Raw genomic sequence first — 19,593 nt, 5'->3', positions numbered from 1 at the left:
GCGCATGAAAATCACTTCGTTATTATCGGATAAACCCTATAGTGGTATGGCGATTGCCGTGTGCTTTGCCATTTTGCTGATTTTGCCTTGGTTACATGTATTGCCAGCCGATTCAGCACTGCATTTATCAGCGTATTGGGTCACGCTCATTGGCAAGATTATGTGTCTCGCCTTGGTGGCATTGGCCTTAGATTTGGTTTGGGGCTATGCCGGCATTTTAAGTTTGGGACATGGTCTGTACTTTGCCTTGGGCGGCTATGCCTTCGGTATGTATCTCATGCGTGAGGCGGCAGGCGATGGCTTACCCGACTTTATGCGCTTTTTGAGTTGGACTGAGCTACCGTGGTACTGGATGGGTACTGAACATATCGTGTGGGCATTGGCTTTGGTGGTTTTAGTTCCGGGATTGATTGCCTTCATTTTTGGCTTCTTTGCCTTCCGCTCAAAAATTAAAGGCGTGTATTTTTCAATTATTACCCAAGCCATGACTTTTGCCGCTGCGCTACTATTTTTCCGCAATGAAACAGGCTTTGGCGGTAACAACGGCTTTACCGGTTTTAAAACCATCTTAGGTATGGATATTACCTCTGCACCAATGCGTGCAACCTTGTGTTTCCTCACGGCACTGACTTTGCTTATCTGTTTTGTCGGTTTACGTCACCTGATGAATAAACCCTATGGTCGTGTACTTGGTGCAATTCGTGACAGTGAAAACCGTTTGCAATATTTAGGTTACCGCACCTTATGGTACAAGCTCTCTGCATGGGTGTTGTCAGCAGTGATCGCAGGGATTGCTGGTGCTCTGTATGTCCCTCAAGTCGGCATTATTAACCCGAGTGAAATGAACCCTGTCAATTCGATTGAAATGGCGGTGTGGGTGGCTGCAGGGGGGCGCGGTACGCTGATTGGCCCAATTTTGGGTGCAGGTTTAATCAATGGGGTGAAGACCTATTTCACGGTGGCTTATCCAGAGGCATGGTTATTGATTTTAGGTGCGCTGTTTATAGTGGTAACAATATTTCTGCCAAAAGGCGTGATTGGGCTATTAGAGCGGTTTAAAAAGGAGCGCAGCGAATGAATGATCAATGGGTTCAACCGCATGGCGGTCATGCTGTTGAAGGTTATGGACGACCGAAGGAGCAGGGTGCGGATTTCAGTCACGGGATTGCCTTGTATTTAGAAAAAGTCAGCGTTTGGTTTGATTCTTTCCGTGCATTAAATGATTTGTCGTTATATATCAAAGAAGGTGAGTTAAGCTGCATCATTGGACCCAATGGTGCAGGAAAAACCACGCTGATGGATGTGATTACGGGTAAAACTCGCCCAACAGCAGGTTCGGCTTTTTTTGGGCAAACCTATGATTTGGCAAAAATGAGCACGGAGCAAATTGCAGAAGCCGGGATCGGTCGTAAGTTTCAAAAGCCTACTGTATTTGAAAATTTTACTGTGATGGAAAACCTGTTATTGGCAGCGCCGAAAGATAAACGGGTGAAAAAGAGTTTCTTCAGCAAACTCCATCCAGATGCGCAAAACGCCCTGGACGAATCTTTAGCACAAATCCGCTTAGAAGAATTGATTCATAAACCGGCAGGGCTGTTGTCACATGGTCAAAAGCAGTGGTTAGAAATAGGCATGCTACTGATGCAGCGTCCAAAGTTGATTCTGCTAGATGAACCTGTAGCAGGGATGACCGATGCTGAAACAGAGCGCACTGCAGAGCTGTGTTTAGAGTTGAAAAAGAACCATACCCTTATCGTGGTTGAACATGACATGAGCTTTATTGACACCATCAGTGAAAAAGTCACCGTGTTGGCGCAAGGTGCAATTTTGGCCGAGGGTACATTGGCCGAAGTCCAAGCCAATGAAGATGTCATTGAAAAATATCTTGGACGTTAAGGAGCAGACCATGTTAGAAGTCAAAGACGTCAATCAGTTTTATGGTGGCAGTCATATTTTAAGGGATGTGACATTTGCCGCTCCCGTGGGGGCGTGTTCAGTGGTGCTTGGGCGAAATGGTGTGGGTAAAACCACCTTATTAAAATGTTTAATGGGCATTTTACCGATCAAGTCTGGGCAGATCTTACTGGATGGCAAAGACATTTCTAAACTGAGTCCAGAGCAACGTGTACGCGAAGGATTGGCTTATGTACCGCAAGGACGGGACATTTTTTCAACCTTGACCGTTGAAGAAAATATTTTGATTGGGATGGCAAAATTTAAAGGCGCTAAAACCCGAAAAGTGCCAGAACATCTCTATGAGATTTTCCCCGTATTGGATGAAATGAAACATCGACGAGGTGGAGATTTATCTGGTGGTCAGCAGCAACAATTGGCGATTGCCCGTGCGCTTGCTTCCGAACCGAGGGTATTGATTTTAGATGAGCCGACCGAAGGCATTCAGCCCTCGATTATTAAAGACATTGGCCGTGTGATTCGTCAGTTAGCCGATAGCGGAGAAATGGCGATTGTTTTGGTTGAACAGTTTTATGATTTTGCAGAAGAACTGGCAGATGAATATACCGTGATGGCGCGGGGGCAAGTGATTGCACAAGGTGTCGGTAGTGAAATGCCTGAAAAAGGCATTCGGGAATTGGTGGCGATTTAGGTTGTTTAATGCCCTCTTTTGCTCCATATGTTGGGGCAAGAGAGGGGGTATTTTACTCACGGCTGTAATGCTTAAAGGGAGGAAATCTTTATGTGGATTAAAGTTCAATGTTCTCAGGCCAAAGAAAATAGCCACCATATTGATTGGGCTTGAATTCTCCTCCAATGAATTTACCTGAATCTGTAAGCGTATGCTTACCTTCTGCTTTTTCTTCAAGTAACCCTTTATTCACCAATAGTTCTAATAATTCAGGGGTTTTTAATTTGTGCTTTGCGGCGAGTTTTGAACTGGTTAATTTAGATTGTAAAAGTGATTCTTCTTCAATTTTTTCAATAGTAGGTTTTTCTGCTTTCACCTCATCTAAAGTAATGCGTACTTCATCGCTGATGCGAATAATACGTTGGGCTTCTTCATAGGCATCTCTAAAGACTTCATCATCTTCGTATTTACGAACTAAAATCCCCATTTCATTGTTATTTACTTGGCTAAATTCATAAAGATTTAAACTTGAAATAATGCATTCACCTTCATTTAAATAGCACTTTGCATGCAAATTTTTACAAAAGCTCACGCGGACATAATCCAGTTTTTGCATCCATTTTATTTCATCTGGATGTAAGTCACTTTTACCGTAGACAATACGAATATCAATTTTCATACGGTCTTTATCTTCAAGAAGCTCTTTAATACGGTCATTTAAACGTAAATAGGGGCTGATTAAAATCAAACGCTCTTTGGCATTTTTGATTAACTCTTCAAGAAAGAAGTTAGTGCCACTGGTATTTAAGAATTTTGCCATTTATCCCCCTGATTATTTTTGATAATTTTAAATTTTAGCGCATAAAATTCATACTTTGAAATAATTCGCTTTTAAACTTTAGACATGCATTTGTTTTTTGAAAGCAGGTGGTCTAATTGAATTGGCGGTAAGCATAGTAATAGTGAGTTACTTATGATTTCAGTAAGAATAGATTGGGCTATGTATGAATTGAATAAGTCAGCTGATATAAAAAAAATTGTATAATTATTGCTCAATAAAAGTTAATCTTAACTAAATACATAACAAGAAGATAAGAATATGGATGCGATATTATATTTGATCCCACCGAATGATTTGGAAACTCTGATTTTAGAAGCAGACACCCCTCAAGATGTCTTGGATTCACCCTTTGTACAACACTCCTTATTTTTAGGGGAAGCGTGGCAAGAGTTGAATCCATTATTAAGCCTGAACAGTGATTCAGCTGCGGCACTGAGTTATGCCATTCAGGCAGAACATCCATTGTCAGAGCGACGCCCGGGACTGAGCCTTGCAGTGCATTACAATACTGTAGTTCGCGTTGCAGAAATCCATCAGGCATTACAGCAGTTTAGCGTGGATGAAATCAAAAAACGTTATTTGGTCACGATTGCTGAAACCGCACCTGAGCAAGAGCTTAAATTGGCCGAATTAAAACTGCTTTTTTTACAGTTACAAGATCTTTATCGCGATGCGGCGCGTCATAACTTATCGGTGCTGAGTGTGATACAAGATGGTATTCGTTTGGATAAATTACCATAAACACAGCTCAACACGGGCTATAACTGAAGTTGCATCAGGACGAGATCACGCCATTCACCAAACTTTTGTCCCACTTCGGGCATATAACCTGTTTGCTTAAAGCCTAATTTTTTGTGCAGGGCAATCGAGGCGCTATTGCCGTGATCAATGCCTGCAATCATCACATGCATACTTTGGCTTTTGGCATGCTGAATTAGGTGCTCCAATAGTTGCTGACCGAGACCCAGTCGAGCATAGTTTGGGTCAATATAGACAGAATGCTCAACAGTATGTCGATAGCCAGCAAAATGACGGAAAGAACCATAGTCAGCATAACCGGCGATTTGCTGTTGATCTTGATCTTCAATCACCACAAAAGGAAAATTTTGCTTTTGGAATTCCAGCAATTTCTGTTGAAAAGAGTCAAGGGTATAAGCTTGATCATTCCATGTCGCAAAGCCGTTGAGAACTTCATGATTATAGATTGCGAGAATGGCCGCTAAGTCTTGTAGAATTGCAGGTCGAATGAGAAAAGACATGCGCAAATTTCTGATAAAAATAAAGTCAATTTAAAAACTTAGGCATAAAAAAAGCAAGGTGATGAACCTTGCTTTTTTCTTCATCGCGTTCTGAGTTGAACTTAGAAATGGTATTTCACCAATGCGCTGACATCGTTTTGGTCTACGCCTTTAATACCAAATTTGTTGTTCCAAACTGAATGTTCGATACCAACATATAATTTAGTTTTTGGTGAAATGTGTTTACCCACATTCCATTTGTACTGAGATGTCCAGTTTAATTCACTTGCATGGTCTGCTTCAGCAGTAGACCAGTCTAGGAAGGCATCTGCTAAAAACTCTTCTGAACCTAATTTGAACGGCACTGCATAAGTGATTGTCATTTGATAATCATCTTTAGTTTTGTCGTTAGCCGCTTTATAGAAGTTCACATTCGCATATTGTGTATATGGAATATCGAGAGAGAAACCTACACCGTACAAGAAGTTGTTAAATTCAGAGTTGTGGTGATCGTAACCGGCATTATGTTCCCAAGTCGTTGCAATCAGAACGTCTTTGATTGGACCCATAGAAAGGTCTTTACCAGAAACTTCACCTAAGCTTAGACGTGGCGCTAATTCTGCATAAGTTGATTGATCATCGTTACCATCCAATTGTTGGTCAACGAAGAAGAATACATCTGAATATTTCAGTTTCGCTGCATATTCGGCTGTGATCGTTGTACGGTCTTCAGTACCAACTTCATAGTTTTCACCATATAAGCCAGTTAAGCTGAAATCTTGCCATACGATAGGTGAAGCTTGAGTGAAAGCCGCAGCAGATGCTAATGCACATGATGCAACGATTTGTGTAAGTTTCATTAAAAAATATCTCCCCCCGAGAAGCACTGAAAGCATACAGATTATTAAGCAAAAATAAAGCCAAATTTGACTCATTGGACAAAAACTTTGTAAATGAGTGTACTTTAAGTAAATCTTATAAATTCATACAGATGCAATAAATACGCGGTAATTACATAAAAACATTAAGATTATTTTTTACCCATTGGGAAAAATACAAAAAAAACATTAAATAGATCAACTTTTTTCATAAATTGAACAATAAAACCTTATTTATTTAATGGGTTTTAAAAAAATATCAAAATAGCACTTGCAAAATGTCAATATAAGACCGATATTCGAAGTATAAGGACACGGATCTGCAGACTCTAAAGTGTTCATCATTCAATGTGGAGGACGACGTTCCATACAAAGTTGAAGATGGTCATTGCTGTAACATTTACAGCAAATGTAACGTGCCAAGATAATAAGTTTTGCACAAATATTTATAGATATTACAGATAGATATGAGGATGATATTATGAACATAGAAATCCGTACAGATAAAAACATTCCTAATAGTGATCGATTAATTACATACGTTCGTGCAGAACTTAATGAAGAATTTCAGCGCCATAGTGAACGCATTACTCACTTTTCGGTGCATTTAAGTGATGAAAATGGGGACAAGGGTGGTAGCGACGACATTAAATGTATGATTGAAGCGCGTCCTGCTGGTTTGAAGCCTGTCGTGGTCAACCATCGTGGTCATAATGTAGATACAGCTATTCACGGTGCAATTGATCGACTTAAACGTAGTCTTGAACATGTATTCGAAAAGAAAGAGAACCCACGCAGTACACAACCTGCTTTTGCTGAAGCAGATGACAGCGTAGACGACGAATAAGTCTCAAAATTTAAAAAAGCCCTGCGGGGCTTTTTTTGTGTGTTTTGTATTTTGTTTTACATGAAATTCAAACAAACGCAGCTTTATTCGGCATAATAGATCAAAATAAATTGAAGTGAGCTTTCCCGATGTTAACAGCGCAACAACAGCTTTTTGTGCAAGCGTTAGAAGAACAAGATCTTGCACAGGTGCAACGCCTGTTGGCAGATGGTCTTAATCCAAATTTTATAGATTTTGAAAAAGGACCTGCGGTTTCTGTATGGTCTGATGGTTTGTTTAAATGGTGGGAAATGGTTTGCGAAGCATATGAAGCAGGTCAACCCTTAACAGCAGAACAGAAAGCACAACATTTAGACGTACATATGCAAATCTTGGAAGCACTGATTCAAGCCAAAGCCAATGTGCATTTATGGGATGCTGAAGAAATTTATGGTCCATTATGGGACGCCGCGAGTGCAGCATGTGTCCCTGCGGTACAGCGCTTATTGGATGAAAAAGTGAATCCAAATATGATTGATAGCGATGGTTTAACCATTTTATCGTCGATTAGTGAATTATTTTTTGACTGTGATTTTGACGCGGTAAATTGGTCGGAAGCATTGGAAGAAGAAAAACAAACCTTGGAGCTTTTGCGTAGCCATGGCGCAAAAATGAGCAAAGAATTAGCATAATTGTGAGTAAAAACATGACTGTATTTAAAGTTTTAAGCATTGCAACATTATCCGGTTTGAGCCTGTCTGCATTTGCGGCGGATTTTTCATTTGACCGTCCGGGCGCGGGTATGGGCACAGGCATTACCCCTGTAGGTCGTTTGGCGTGGGAACAAAGTTTGCCGGCAGCGAGCTATAGTGAAAGTCGTGATGAAAATGGTGAAAAAGTAAAAAACACTACTTTAAATGCAGACATGTTATTCCGTACTGGTTTGGCAAAAGATTTGGAATTGCAATTGGGTTGGCAAGGTCCTGCATGGTCTAAAACCAAAGTTGCGGGTCGCTCAGTTGAAGAAGATGGTTTGGGTGATGTCAGCATTGGCCTGAAAAAAGCCATTGATTTGAATGATGAGAAATTATCGATGGCCATTCTTGCAGAAGCCATTATTGCAACAGGCAATCAAGGCTTTAGTGCTGAAGATGACATTTATAGTCTGACTTCAGCCGTGGCTTATGATTATAGCGATACAATTGGGACTTCAATGACCATGCGTTATGAAGTTCAAGATGGTGATTGGGCTGTGAGTGCTATTCCTGGATTGGAATATCAAATAGCGGGTAATTTATCGGGTTTTTCTGAGCTGGTTTATCGCAAAGCAGAGAGTACCGATCAGGAAGTGTCATTAGCATCAGGTTTGACGTATGCCGTTTCAGATCGTATGCAGTTGGATGCGAGCGTTGGTCTAGAACTCACTGGCGGTCATAAAAATTATCAGTCAGGTTTAGGTGTATCTTACCTGTTCTAAAAGAACCCTAAATTTTAAAACGTATAAATACAGACTGAGGATGAATTCAGCTGAATGAAACAATGGACTTATGTTGCGGCAGCGGCTGTGCTGTCGTTCAGTATGGGCGTCTCTGCTCAGGATGCATTACTTTCAGCTGAAGATGCTTTTCCTTTCTCGGTCGTCTCTGAGCGTGCAGACCAGGCGGAGCTGAGTTGGGATATTCCAGCGCATTATTATCTGTATCAGCACAAAATAGAGGTGAAGCAGGGCAATCAAGTTTTAGCTTTGGATTTGCCTGCTGCTGAGGATTTAAAAGACGATAACTATGGTCATACGCAGGTGTATTACCAACAGTTGAGTTTTAAAATTCCGACTCAAAAACTGCAGACCTATCAAGTCAGTTGGCAAGGCTGTGCCAAGGATCGGGTGTGTTATCCACCACAGAGCATCAGCTTTGAAACGGATGCTTCTGGCTTGGTCACACAGCAAAATCTTGCCAGTCCAAATAAACGCTTACTCGACTTTGTAGCAGAAAATACTGCCGAACAGCCTATGGCGAATCGTTTAGATCAGCAGCGGGCAGAGAATGCTGCATTGGCTTCTGAACGCTATACCGCAAGTGACCAAATGTGGTCTGAAAAATTAGCACAAAGCTCTATATTTTATGGACTTTTACTGTTTTTTGGACTGGGTTTTTTGCTGGCTTTTACCCCATGTTCATTGCCAATGCTGCCGATTTTAACCTCACTGATTGTCCGCGACAGCCGAGGTTTAAAAGCATGGATGATTGCACTGACTTTTGTCACCAGTATGGCGATGGTGTATGCCATTCTCGGCTTGGTGGCATCGTCTGCAGGTTTGAATTTCCAGCGTTGGTTGCAACAACCCTCGACTTTAATTGCCTTTAGCGTGCTCTTTGTAGTTTTTGCCCTGAATTTATTTGGTTTATTTGAACTGAAATTGCCACGCAGTTGGGTCAATCGCTTAGACCAAGCGCAGTCGATGCAAAAGGGCGGTAGTCTCGTTGGCGCTGGAGTCATGGGGATGATTTCAGCATTGCTAGTCGGTCCTTGTATGACAGCACCGTTGGCAGGCGCATTATTATTCATTTCCCAAACCCAAAGTCAGTGGCAAGGTGCGTTATTGTTATTCACCCTCGGCTTTGGCATGGGGACCCCACTATTGTTGGCCAGTGTCCTTGGCTCACGGGTATTGCCTAAAGCGGGATTGTGGATGAATCAAATCAAGGTGCTTTTTGCTTTCATCATGTTGGCATTGGCTTTGTATTTTATTCGACCATTGATCAATGAAGCTTGGTTACAGTGGTTATCCCTTGCTCTGGGGCTGGTGTTTAGCGCTTATGTGCTTTGGCGCATTTTATGGCGCAGTACTCAGCTCAAATGGTTATATATCTTGGTGTTCTGTGCAGCTGTACCTTATATTGTGTACAGTCAATATCAACACAGCCAACGTTTTTTAGTCGAAGAAAATCAACAACAAAGTGCTTGGCATGTGGCACATACAGCGGAAGAGTTTCAACGTTTATTAAGTGAAATTCCCCAAGGTCAATCCGCGATTATTGATGTCTATGCTGATTGGTGTGTGGCCTGTCAGCCGATTGAACATAAAGTTTTAAAATCGGCTGCGGTACAACAGGCTTTGGCACCGTATTACTTAATTAAGTTAGATTTGAGTCAGTATGATGCAACCCATCAAGTACTGCTCAATCAATGGGATATTTTAGGGCCACCGACCTATTTATTTTTAGATACAGCGCATCAAGAGATACGTGGACTGCGTTTGACGGGTGCTTTTAGTGAGGAAGAATTGCTAGCGCAATTGGAAAAATTTAAATCGCGTGGAGAATAAAAATGATGCAATTATATATTGCCAATAAAAACTATTCGACGTGGTCTATGCGACCGTGGTTGGTGTTACACGCGTTTAATTTATCCTTTCAAGAGATCTTGATTCCTTTTTCTGAAGAAGCAGATGGCGGAGCATTCAAGCAGCAAATGTTAGCCCTACATGCCAATGGTAAAGTGCCCCTACTGCAACATGACGGTGTGATGATTTGGGACTCATTGGCAATTTGTGAATATTTGGCAGAGCAGTTTCAAGATCTTCCACTGTGGCCTAAAGATCCCGCGCAACGGGCATGGGCACGTAGTATTTGCGCGGAAATGCACAGTAGTTTTATGCAATTGCGTAGCTTATGTAGTATGAATCTGTAGGCGGATTATGGTCGTCATGGTCAGAGATTATGGTCTGAACATGCCGAATTGCGTGCTGAAGTGACTCGAATCGAGCAGATTTGGTCGAGTCGTCCTGCGGTGGATGGCTTTCTATGCGGTGAATTTAGTATTGCCGATGCATTTTTTGCACCCGTGGTGACACGTTTACAGACCTTCCAGCTACCTGTGAGTGACAACACACAGCGTTATATGCAAAAGATTTTGCAGCAACCTTCTGTGGTGGCATGGATCACGGCTGCTCAACTGGAACAGCCAGTCCGTCGTATGGAACAGTATCCACGTTAAAAGCTTAATGCCGCATCTGAGCTATATAAAAGGTTTTAAACCAAATGGCTAAAGCTTTGTTGTTCGGTGTAGGCCATGACCATGTTACGACCACCAGCTTTAGCTGCATATAGCGCCTGATCAGCATGGGTCAGCAATTGTTGCGGTACCAATTCAGGCGTAGAAATTGCAATGCCAAAACTAGCTGTCACATGAATTGTCTGACCGTCATGCCCCCAAATTTCAAGCTGTTCAATGGCTTTTCGACAGCGCTCTGCAATGAAAATCGCTTGTTCTAAGTTAGAATTTTTTAACACCAAAATAAACTCTTCCCCGCCAAAACGCCCAACTACATCACTACCGCGTAAATGTTGGTTTAATACTTGGCTGACGAGAATCAAGGTTTCATCGCCTTTATCGTGTCCGTATTCATCATTGATGCGTTTAAAATGGTCTAAGTCCAACAAGACCAGTGCATATGTATCTGTTTTAGCACTATCGAGCTGTTCCAAACACTGATTGATACTGCGTCGATTAAATAAATTGGTCAGTGGGTCGACTTGACTGAGTTTTTGAATCAAATGCTCACGGTGACGCCATTGGCTCAGTAAGATTTCAAATAAAGCCAGACAGGTTAATAAAATAGGAACAATGAAAAAGATCATTGAGAAGAGCCAAAAACTATTTTGATAGCCATAGGCATGAGGTTGAAAAATCGGGGCATAGGGAATAATGCCGCGAATACTTAAATACATGCAAATAGATAAAAAAATCGTGGCTGGAATCAGCATGCTATAGACGATTTTTCGTGTAAATAGCACTAATCCAACGGTCACTAGGCTCACATAGGAGATCATGGTGGCTGGGCTCATGACACCAATTAAATAACCATCACGACATAAAGAAATGACGAATAAGCCGACCGAAAGATAAGGTAAAACAAGCTGAATTTTTGGGTTTTCTTTTCCAGCATAGCAAGGCCAAATCAATAGCACCATTAAGCTAAAAAAGACGATGTTGGTCCACAATTGAGAATGGATTAGATCAAGGTTAACCCACTGCCAAAGTTCAGGTGTAAAAGAAATATATAATTTCCAAATAATCCAAAGCAGATGAATGGCTGAGCCAAGCATCAGCATGAGCATACACTTTTTCAGGATGCTCCAATTCATGACCACTTCATCTTCCAGTAAATACTGGGCGATTCTATTGCGAAGGATCATGTCACGTATGCTTGATTTCACCGTCATCCTGTGTCTTTGCCCTGTTCGAGTTATCAGTTTTTTTCTTAAAGTTTATATAGATATCATTTTATAGGCTTACATTAGCATGAAAATTTACACTTGATAACGGTCAAGAACCGCTCAGTAATTTTAAATTTTTTACGAGTTCAAAAAGATTGTTCTAAAAATAAAACATAGTGTCATAAGGATCGGGATTATTCTATTTATGAAAAGTGATTACACTAGGCTCAAGTTAATAACAACAGCTTTAGGTTTTAGTCATGAAAATTTTGCATATTGATTCAAGCATCATGGGCGACGCTTCAGTTTCGCGTCAACTTAGCGCTGAAATTGTACAACAGCTACAGCAAAAACATGGGGATGCTGCGCAGGTTCAGCATCTCGATTTAGCTGTACAGCAGATTCCACATCTCAGCAGTGAAATTTTGATGGGTCAGAATGCAGAACAATCGGCTTTAGGCGAGCAACTGTTACAACAGTATTTGGATGCCGATGTGGTTGTGGTTGGTGCTGCTATGTATAACTTCGGTTTGCCATCAACTTTGAAAGCATGGATAGACCGTATCAGTGTTGCAGGTCGTACCTTTAAATATACAGAACAAGGTCCAGTGGGTTTGGCAGGTGACAAAAAAGTCTATATTGCCAGCAGTCGTGGCGGTGTGTATGGCGATAACAGCCCTGTAGATTATCAAGAAGGTTTATTAAAAGCCGTGTTTAATTTTACAGGTGTCAGTGATATTGATGTGATTCGTGCCGAAGGTGTCAATATGGGACCAGATATGAAAGCACAGGCAATGGCGACAGCTCAGGCTCAAATTCAAGCCATTTAACAGATTGACATTTCCCTCTTAGGTCAGCATCTGCTGACCTTTTTTTATGGTGACTTTGATCCATTTCAGGGATTATTTTTCAGCGATTAATCCTGATCCAGTCGATGTGCAAAATCGGCTAAATCACTTAGCGCACGCTGTCCTTCTTCAAACCATGGGCTAAACATTTGGAAGTTATGCCACATGCCAGTGTATAACTTGAATTCGACATCTAGGCCGGCTTCTTCTGCTTTGACTTTAAAGCGCTGCGCATCATCCAATAAAATTTCTTTAGAACCCACTTGAATATGAATCGGAGGCAGTCCTTTGAGTTCGGCAAAAAAAGGCGAGACCAATGGATCAGCTCGATCGACCGAGCGGGGTACATAATAATCAATGCCTGTTTCGAGAGCTTCTATGCTTAACAGCGCATCGTGCTTACGGTTATAACGCAAAGACTCACTACTCAGCGTCAAGTCTAAAAACGGTGACATCAACACCAAACCACTGACTTGTGGAAGTTGTTCCTGTTGAATTTTAAGGGCTAAGGCGAGCGCCAAGTTTGCACCACAAGAGTCGCCTGACAAAATAATATCTTTGGCTTGAACCCCTTGATCTAATAACACCGCATACACATCAAAAAGGGCATCGAGTGCTTCAGGAAACTGCGCTTCTGGGGATAAAGGATAATCCAAATGTAACACTTGCATTTGCGTGCGTGCGGCAACTTGGGTCAGAAACGCCCGATGCGTGTTCATCGAACCCAAGAAAAATGCGCCCCCATGAATATGAAAAATGAGTTGGGTCGATGCCTGTTGCGGCTTGATTTCTTCGGCTTTTAAGCCAGCTAAGCGAATTGGACGAATTTGTACATCCGGGTTTTGGGGAAATGCACGACACATTTGTTCCAAAGCAAAACGTAAAGTATTGGGTGGTAAATTAAACTGGCTCGGCCCACGAATTGTGGTTTTTAAAATGCTTTCTGTAATCAGTTGTTTCGTCAGTGGCGATATCTTCATTGTCTTTCCATCTTTTTCTATTTTTGGAATCGTGTGAGCATATTTACCAACACAAATTACAAGGTTACACTAAACGGTCACATACAAAAATTGATAAATTGTTGTGACTTTTGGATACTAATGTCGTCTATATCAGACCAGGGAAATAAACAAAAATGAAAAAAATTGCACTAGCATTAGGATTGATGAGTTTAGCCGCATTTGCAAATGCTGCAGATCCGCTAAATGGTACAACTTGGAAAACCATTGATGATAAAACCAAGCAACCAAAAGCGATTGTAAAATTCACCGAGCAAAAAAATGGTACGCTTTCTGCGAGCATTCAGTCAGTTTTGACACCAGGTGAAGAGAACGCTTGTAAAAAATGTGAAGGCCCATATCACAATAAATCATTAAAAGGCTTACGTATTGTGACAGGTCTTAAAAATGTAGGTGGTACAAGCTATGAAGATGGTTCAATTTTGGATCCTCAATCAGGTAAAACTTACAAGTTAAAAGGTCAATTGGCTGATGGTGGCAAAAAACTAGAGCTTCGCGGCTTTATTGGCGTTGCTGCTTTAGGTCGTAATCAAACATGGATTCGTGCCAACTAATTTGACATGATTCAAACAAAAAAAGCCTGACAATGTCAGGCTTTTTTATAGCCTATTTTCAGCCACAATTGAACTAGAGCCGTGCATGAGTGTGATAAAAAATTTATTTCAATGCACGGTAAGCGCTTTCATCAAAGCCAACCAATAAATCACTACCTGTATCGAGTACAGGACGTTTAATCATGCTGCTATGCGCTGTTAAACACTGAATCAAATTTTCTTCACTGGCTAAGGCTGTCTGTTGCTCTTCTTCACTGAGTTTTTTCCATGTGGTGCCTTTTTTGTTGAGAATCACATCAGCGCCTTTGGCATTAAGCCATTTTTTTACGGTTTTAGCATCAATCGCTTGTTTTTTATAGTCATGAAATTCGTAGCTTAGGCCTAATTCGTTGAGCAAGTCGAAAGCTTTTTTCATGGTATTACAGTTTTTGATGCCATAAATTTTAAGCATGAACATGTGTCCTCAATTATTCAAACAATAAGATAAAAATACACTTCAGCATTATCCTACAGGCTAATTCATCAATGCTCAAAGCTCGATCTTGATGTGGATTGAGAAATAAATGTTTTGCTGCAAAAGTCGCATGTAATAAATATTGGGTATTGTCATCAAAACGACATTTTGGTCTTTTAGAATAGCCTACAGAACAAAACGATGCTCAGAAAAGAAAGCGATGCAATAACAAGAAAATTCAGCTTAAGGTTGCACAGTCAAAAGTAGAAAGAAAGCGAGAATAAGAAAATGCTGTGCAGATCGAATTTTTAGCTGTTTTATTTGGGGGGATGTTTGAGTCTAGAGATGTGGGGGCTAGATAAGAGAAAACCCGCATTTAATCATCCTGATCATGCGGGTCTCAATCCAACGTCCATTGTCACATCCTTGAAAACAAGCTAAATCATTTAGTTTGTTTTTATACTTCCTTCGGCGTCCAATCCTTTTATGTCATCCTGACATGTCCCTTTGCCGTGCGACCATAATGCTATGTTCAAGTTATGAGATAAATCCACAAATTCGTCATGTAATGTGAGAAATAAGCTCTAATTGAGTAAACAATTGTTTACTCAATTAATTGTTGGAAGCTTAAATTTTATAATCAATAATCACAGGGGCGTGGTCGCTAAACCATTCATCTTTAAATATCCAAGCATTGACTGTACGTTCTTTCCAGTCTGGTGAACATGCATGGTAGTCGATACGCCAACCCACATTTTTGGCACGCGCTTGTCCTCGGTTAGACCACCAAGAGTAAAGCTCGGCTTCTTTACGTACCTCACGGAAGGTGTCGACATAGCCAAGCTCATCATAAATATGATCGAGCCATGCACGTTCATGTGGTAAGCAGCCTGAAGCCTTTTGGTTCCCAGACCAATTTTTAATATCAATACGTTTGTGTACGATGTTGTAGTCACCGCAAACAATCACTGACTTATTTTCAGCACGCCATTGCTTCAAAATTTGTTGATATTCGCCTAAAAATAGGTCTTTGCGCGCCTGAGCTTCTTCACCCGATGAACCAGAAGGCAGGTAGAGCGAGCAAATATGTGCAGTTTGTCCAAGTCCTAAATCGAACTCAGCAGAAATAAAGCGGCCTTGAGTGTCTGCCAATTCAAAACCTAAACCATCTGTCACTGAAACAAAAGGTAGGCGGCTATAAATCGCAGTACCGGCATAGCCTGGGCGTTCTGCAGGGAAAAGATGTGTAAACCAACCTTCGGGTTTAAATTTATCGGTCCATTGTTCATGGGTAATGCGGCTTTCTTGCATGCAGATGACATCGGCATCTGAAGTTGCCATCCAGTCAAAAATACCTTTTTTTTCAGCGGAACGCAGACCATTCACATTAATTGAAACGACACGTAAAATTTTTTGATCACTTGGATAGCTACTCTTTGGTATCATGCTCAGGTTTAACCTCAAACTTAAAAAAATGGAGCACCTCATGACAGCGCAAGCGGCATTTAATCCACAAGCTTTTATCGAACTCGCATTATCACGTGGTGTGCTTAAATTTGGTGAGTTTACTTTAAAATCGGGTCGTGTGAGTCCTTATTTTTTTAATGCAGGTCTACTAAACGATGGCGAAGCCTTATCATTATTGGCTTCTGGCTATGCAGCTAAATTAACACAATGCGATAATGTGGAAGTGGTCTTTGGCCCAGCTTATAAAGGTATTCCATTTGTAGCAGCAACGGCTGTCGCACTGTCACAGAACCATGGTGTGAGCGTACCTTGGGGCTTTAACCGTAAAGAAGCGAAAGACCATGGGGAAGGCGGTGTATTGGTTGGTGCGTCTGTTGAAGGTAAAAAAGTCTGGATTATTGATGATGTGATCACTGCGGGCACAGCGATTCGTGAAGTAGTGACTATTTTGAAAAATGCTGGCGCGCAAATTGCGGGCGTATTGGTTGCACTAGACCGTCAAGAAAAAGGACAAGGTGATTTGTCTGCGATTCAAGAAGTACAAAAAGAGTTAGAAATTCCTGTACATGCTTTAATCACTATGAAAGATTTAATGACTTTCTTAGATGCAAAAGGCGAAACTGAAGCCTTGGCGAAAATGGAAGCGTACCGTGTTAAATACGGCATCTAATTTTTCGGGATTTCAAAAGGCAGCTGAAGCTGCCTTTTTTACGTCTTTAAATGATGATTGTTGCATCTAACTAATAAAAAACGTGAAATATTGCTTAAAAAGTAGGCGTTAAACGTGAAGAATCAATAAAAAGCCGTCTCAGTGCGCTATTTACTGAAACGGCTTTAGTTAAAGTATTGATGCTTATAGAAAATTTAAAGAATTTCGTATAACGTGTATTATGTTAATTTTAGGAAAGCTCACTAATCATCAAATTAAAAATATAAGAGAGACTTATGGACTCATATCTTAATTCAGGGGCTGGTTTTCCTGCTGGAACACGTATAAATACAGACAAAGGTTTAATCGCCATTCAGAACATTAAAGTCGGAGATTTAGTACTGTCAAAGCCAAAAAATGGTGACGGAGAGTTATGCTATAAACCTGTTATAAGAATATCTACTTGTGAGAATAGTGAGATTTGGGAGCTAACCTATTTCCAAATTAAAGCAAATACAGATTTATCAAAATTAAATAAAAGCAAATTATTGCAACTTTCTCGCAAAGGAAAAATGGTCAGTAATATGCTGAGGTCTAATCAGATATTCTGGGTTAAGAATATTGGATGGACGCGCTTGGATGAGTTGAAGAACGGTCAAGCTATAGAAACATCTGATCAAGAAATCATTGGTCTTGTTTTTATGGTGAATCCATTACGAAAAACAAGTATGGAAAATGTGGCTGGAAGTTACCATCCTAGCAATATATTTAATGCGGATAAAAAAGGTTTTGATATTGAAAATGTTGAATATTTTACTTTTATCAAATATGGCTTAGAAGGACCTATCGAATGTATAGGTGATGATAATGTACCTAGTCCAATATGTGTTAATGGTGAAAGTGTTCACGTTCTCTCAGAGGCATTCCGATTAAAAACTTACAGCTTTGACGTTGAGGATGATTATACTTGCTTTATTACGAAGCTAGGATTGTGGGTTAATAATACTGCCTATAAATAATATAAGAAATAAATTACTAATTTTCTTATTTAACATAATGGCGATTATACGAAATTTCGTTATTCCTAGCAGGTAAAACAATCATATGCCTTATCAGAACTTAAATATTATGTATGACTTCGGACCAATCGACGTAAAGGTCATAGAAATTTTTGAGCAAGATAATAAAATTAATTTTCCTTTAAGTTATAAAAAGCTGATTGCTTCCCACAATGGGGTGCAATTTATTGAGAATAGCTTTGAATATTCTGATTCTAACAATGAAGTTGGAGAATCTAGCATAGCCTTTTGTTGTTTTGGACAAGGGGTAGGAGGTGATCATATTGAAAACTGTCAAGATCAGGATATATATGGCCATGATAAGATAGTCGTCTTTGGACTAAATGGTTGTGGTGACTATATCGGATTTGACTACAGATCTGACGTTAATAATCCGAAAGTAGTTCTTATGTACCATGATCAATATATCAAGGATCAACATGGACAGCCTAAATTAGAATTGATAGAAGTATGTGATAGTTTTGATAATTTTTTGAACTTACTAAGATAGCTTAAATTATTAGCCTGAGACTATATTTAACATAAAATCTCTTATACGAAACTCTCTTCATCACACTTCTTACATTCCAACATCACCCCTAACTTTTCATTCCGTCCTTGCTCCGTCAAAACCCAAGGGCGGTTTTGCCATGGAGGATCATGTCGGACATGCTGTGTATGACCACAAGCTAAAATGGCATACCAATGATTTTCATCATCCAAGGCAAAATCAACAATGGCTTGTTGCATATCAAACACCTATCTAAATTAAAATGATGCTGAAAAAGGGAAGAGAGTTCATCTTGAACAATTACAAAGGTTTGAATATCAAATTGCTAAATAAACTGTGAAATTTGGTTTATTTCTGCCGCACGCTTAGGCCGCGACAATTCTATTTTTCCCGCCATGTTTGGCTTTATACAGCGCTAGATCAGCGCGCTTAATGGTATCTTCATAGGTGCAATCTTCAGGCATGATGGTTGTCACTCCTATGCTCACGGTGACATGCGCGTTATCTATTGAAAACCGACTTAATTCTTTTCTGGAATGTTCATGAATCCGTTTGGCAAACTGGATGGCCTGCTCGCAGCCCGTATTGGGCAAGGCGACCACAAACTCATCTCCACCTAAGCGGCAGGCGCAATCAGTCTTGCGCAGTGTTAAACGAAGAATATCTGCGACTGCTCGGATTGCCTCATCACCGACATGATGGCCTTTACTGTCGTTGATTTTTTTGAGGTTATCAAGATCGAACATCAAGATCGAGGTCTGTATGGAATGCCGTAGGTATGACTCATAATGTAATGCTAAATCATGCTCTAATTTTCTTCGGTTGAAAAGACCAGTTAACTGATCTGTATGGCTGAGTTCCTTCAGCTTGATTTCCTAGTCGTGACGCGCTGAAATATTACTTGCGACCCAAAGTACAACGTCTTCTTCATCTACCGAAAAACTGAGAGCTTGGATGCGCACCTCAAACCAAATGGGCTCTTCAGGACCTTAGTCGGGCAGACCTTTTACATCCCTATTGCTCAGCTCATACTCTTCGATGAGTAGATTTCCTGATGCTAGAGCTTGGTCGATCAGTTGCATAAACAAGTTGGCTTTATCTGGCTTGATCACATCTGAAATATAGGTACCAACAAGACCGGAACCATCGTGATAATAACGATTATCGCGCCCGCCAAAAACTGCAACGTATTTTCCACTACGTGATATGACAAATGCAGGGTCTGGTAAAGCATCAAGAATGATAGCCATCTGCTCAATGTTGATCCTCAATGAATTCTATTTTTTTATTTACAATAATTAACACAATATCTAAAAAAAATAAAAAAATCACGTATTTTTTAACCAAAAATAGGGCTAAGTATATTTGGAAGTAATTAAACAGGTAGCAATGCTTTGGTATTTATTTACGCAGACCTATCACATGATGTGATTAAAGCTTATTT

General features: G+C 40.5%; 23 protein-coding genes and 1 pseudogene. 14 read left to right on the top strand and 10 right to left on the bottom strand.

The genetic code is table 11. The features are described 5' to 3' along the window. The first annotated feature begins 4 nt into the window (after window positions 1-4). The 3 genes from urtC to urtE are packed head-to-tail and all read left to right on the top strand — an operon-like array spanning window position 5 to window position 2,605. Entirely contained in the window at window positions 5-1,078 is a 1,074-nt protein-coding gene (gene urtC / locus FTU13_RS09040) for an urea ABC transporter permease subunit UrtC (protein WP_180054174.1), read from the top strand. Further along, entirely contained in the window at window positions 1,075-1,896 is an 822-nt protein-coding gene (gene urtD / locus FTU13_RS09035; RefSeq protein ID WP_180127447.1) for an urea ABC transporter ATP-binding protein UrtD, read from the top strand. The genes urtC and urtD overlap by 4 nt, the downstream gene beginning before the upstream one ends. A gap of 10 nt (window positions 1,897-1,906) precedes the next feature. Beyond that, window positions 1,907-2,605, top strand: coding sequence for an urea ABC transporter ATP-binding subunit UrtE (urtE, locus tag FTU13_RS09030; RefSeq protein WP_180127445.1), 699 nt, complete (start codon window positions 1,907-1,909; stop codon window positions 2,603-2,605). 97 nt (window positions 2,606-2,702) lie between these two features. On the opposite strand, the gene FTU13_RS09025 is transcribed toward urtE, so the two are convergent. Next, a complete protein-coding gene (locus tag FTU13_RS09025; RefSeq protein WP_180127443.1) occupies window positions 2,703-3,404 on the bottom strand; it encodes a phospholipase D family protein in 702 nt (233 codons plus the stop codon). Between the two features lie 279 nt (window positions 3,405-3,683). Here FTU13_RS09025 and FTU13_RS09020 point away from each other — a divergent pair, with 279 nt between their 5' ends. Then, entirely contained in the window at window positions 3,684-4,166 is a 483-nt protein-coding gene (locus tag FTU13_RS09020) for a DUF1877 family protein (protein WP_180127434.1), read from the top strand. Window positions 4,167-4,183: 17 nt separating this feature from the next. On the opposite strand, the gene FTU13_RS09015 is transcribed toward FTU13_RS09020, so the two are convergent. Together FTU13_RS09015 and FTU13_RS09010 are read right to left on the bottom strand one after the other, a co-directional pair. Continuing rightward, the gene (locus FTU13_RS09015) at window positions 4,184-4,684 is read right to left on the bottom strand and encodes a GNAT family N-acetyltransferase (RefSeq protein ID WP_180127432.1); all 501 of its coding nucleotides are present in this window, start codon (window positions 4,682-4,684) and stop codon (window positions 4,184-4,186) included. A gap of 101 nt (window positions 4,685-4,785) precedes the next feature. After that, complete coding sequence (locus FTU13_RS09010; RefSeq protein ID WP_078190594.1) at window positions 4,786-5,523, bottom strand: outer membrane protein OmpK; 738 nt, start codon at window positions 5,521-5,523, stop codon at window positions 4,786-4,788. 499 nt (window positions 5,524-6,022) lie between these two features. Between FTU13_RS09010 and FTU13_RS09005 the strand changes: the two genes are divergently transcribed. From FTU13_RS09005 to FTU13_RS08985, 5 genes and pseudogenes are all read left to right on the top strand, one after another. After that, complete coding sequence (locus FTU13_RS09005; RefSeq protein ID WP_111885127.1) at window positions 6,023-6,388, top strand: HPF/RaiA family ribosome-associated protein; 366 nt, start codon at window positions 6,023-6,025, stop codon at window positions 6,386-6,388. Window positions 6,389-6,516: 128 nt separating this feature from the next. Continuing rightward, the gene (locus tag FTU13_RS09000) at window positions 6,517-7,059 is read left to right on the top strand and encodes an ankyrin repeat domain-containing protein (protein WP_180109608.1); all 543 of its coding nucleotides are present in this window, start codon (window positions 6,517-6,519) and stop codon (window positions 7,057-7,059) included. A 14-nt stretch (window positions 7,060-7,073) separates the two neighbouring features. Continuing rightward, window positions 7,074-7,844 (top strand): transporter, encoded by a 771-nt coding sequence (locus tag FTU13_RS08995; protein ID WP_180127430.1) that lies wholly within the window; start codon window positions 7,074-7,076, stop codon window positions 7,842-7,844. A gap of 54 nt (window positions 7,845-7,898) precedes the next feature. Next, entirely contained in the window at window positions 7,899-9,695 is a 1,797-nt protein-coding gene (gene dsbD, locus FTU13_RS08990) for a protein-disulfide reductase DsbD (protein ID WP_180127428.1), read from the top strand. Window positions 9,696-9,697: 2 nt separating this feature from the next. After that, window positions 9,698-10,366: pseudogene (locus FTU13_RS08985) on the top strand (glutathione S-transferase family protein). Between the two features lie 35 nt (window positions 10,367-10,401). Here the strand turns inward: FTU13_RS08985 and FTU13_RS08980 are convergent. Next, window positions 10,402-11,595 carry a GGDEF domain-containing protein gene (locus FTU13_RS08980; RefSeq protein ID WP_180127426.1) on the bottom strand — a complete coding sequence of 398 codons (1,194 nt, stop codon included), beginning with the start codon at window positions 11,593-11,595 and terminating at the stop codon, window positions 10,402-10,404. A 254-nt stretch (window positions 11,596-11,849) separates the two neighbouring features. On the opposite strand from FTU13_RS08980, the gene FTU13_RS08975 reads away from it, so the two are divergent. After that, window positions 11,850-12,419: an FMN-dependent NADH-azoreductase gene (locus FTU13_RS08975; RefSeq protein WP_078190588.1), complete on the top strand. Its 570-nt coding sequence runs from the start codon at window positions 11,850-11,852 to the stop codon at window positions 12,417-12,419. Between the two features lie 86 nt (window positions 12,420-12,505). On the opposite strand, the gene FTU13_RS08970 is transcribed toward FTU13_RS08975, so the two are convergent. Next, window positions 12,506-13,417, bottom strand: coding sequence for an alpha/beta hydrolase (locus tag FTU13_RS08970; protein WP_078190587.1), 912 nt, complete (start codon window positions 13,415-13,417; stop codon window positions 12,506-12,508). Between the two features lie 155 nt (window positions 13,418-13,572). Here FTU13_RS08970 and FTU13_RS08965 point away from each other — a divergent pair, with 155 nt between their 5' ends. Then, window positions 13,573-14,010, top strand: coding sequence for a DUF2147 domain-containing protein (locus FTU13_RS08965; RefSeq protein WP_078193227.1), 438 nt, complete (start codon window positions 13,573-13,575; stop codon window positions 14,008-14,010). 103 nt (window positions 14,011-14,113) lie between these two features. Here the strand turns inward: FTU13_RS08965 and FTU13_RS08960 are convergent, their stop codons facing one another. Both FTU13_RS08960 and FTU13_RS08955 read right to left on the bottom strand, forming a co-directional pair. Continuing rightward, window positions 14,114-14,461, bottom strand: a complete 348-nt coding sequence (locus FTU13_RS08960) for a Spx/MgsR family RNA polymerase-binding regulatory protein (protein ID WP_078193226.1) — start codon at window positions 14,459-14,461, stop codon at window positions 14,114-14,116. Window positions 14,462-15,091: 630 nt separating this feature from the next. After that, window positions 15,092-15,910, bottom strand: coding sequence for an exodeoxyribonuclease III (locus FTU13_RS08955; protein WP_078193225.1), 819 nt, complete (start codon window positions 15,908-15,910; stop codon window positions 15,092-15,094). 40 nt (window positions 15,911-15,950) lie between these two features. Here FTU13_RS08955 and pyrE point away from each other — a divergent pair, with 40 nt between their 5' ends. The 3 genes from pyrE (at window position 15,951) to FTU13_RS08940 (ending at window position 18,149) form a co-directional block, all read left to right on the top strand. Continuing rightward, window positions 15,951-16,601: an orotate phosphoribosyltransferase gene (gene pyrE, locus FTU13_RS08950; protein ID WP_180041430.1), complete on the top strand. Its 651-nt coding sequence runs from the start codon at window positions 15,951-15,953 to the stop codon at window positions 16,599-16,601. A 275-nt stretch (window positions 16,602-16,876) separates the two neighbouring features. Further along, window positions 16,877-17,599 carry a hypothetical protein gene (locus FTU13_RS08945; RefSeq protein WP_180127424.1) on the top strand — a complete coding sequence of 241 codons (723 nt, stop codon included), beginning with the start codon at window positions 16,877-16,879 and terminating at the stop codon, window positions 17,597-17,599. 85 nt (window positions 17,600-17,684) lie between these two features. After that, complete coding sequence (locus tag FTU13_RS08940; protein ID WP_076753373.1) at window positions 17,685-18,149, top strand: SMI1/KNR4 family protein; 465 nt, start codon at window positions 17,685-17,687, stop codon at window positions 18,147-18,149. A 41-nt stretch (window positions 18,150-18,190) separates the two neighbouring features. Here the strand turns inward: FTU13_RS08940 and FTU13_RS08935 are convergent, their stop codons facing one another. The 3 genes from FTU13_RS08935 to FTU13_RS17585 all read right to left on the bottom strand — a co-directional run bounded on the left by FTU13_RS08935 (window position 18,191) and on the right by FTU13_RS17585 (window position 19,399). Next, window positions 18,191-18,388, bottom strand: a complete 198-nt coding sequence (locus FTU13_RS08935; RefSeq protein WP_180101671.1) for a DUF3565 domain-containing protein — start codon at window positions 18,386-18,388, stop codon at window positions 18,191-18,193. Window positions 18,389-18,514: 126 nt separating this feature from the next. After that, window positions 18,515-19,015: a GGDEF domain-containing protein gene (locus FTU13_RS17590; protein WP_306441883.1), complete on the bottom strand. Its 501-nt coding sequence runs from the start codon at window positions 19,013-19,015 to the stop codon at window positions 18,515-18,517. A gap of 123 nt (window positions 19,016-19,138) precedes the next feature. Next, window positions 19,139-19,399, bottom strand: coding sequence for a hypothetical protein (locus FTU13_RS17585; protein ID WP_306441869.1), 261 nt, complete (start codon window positions 19,397-19,399; stop codon window positions 19,139-19,141). Window positions 19,400-19,593 lie beyond the last annotated feature (194 nt).

The sequence above is a fragment of the Acinetobacter sp. YH12064 genome, assembly GCF_013419735.1.
In the GTDB taxonomy this organism is placed as follows: Bacteria; Pseudomonadota; Gammaproteobacteria; order Pseudomonadales; family Moraxellaceae; genus Acinetobacter; species Acinetobacter amyesii.
This window is presented reverse-complemented; position numbering and strand designations above follow the sequence as displayed.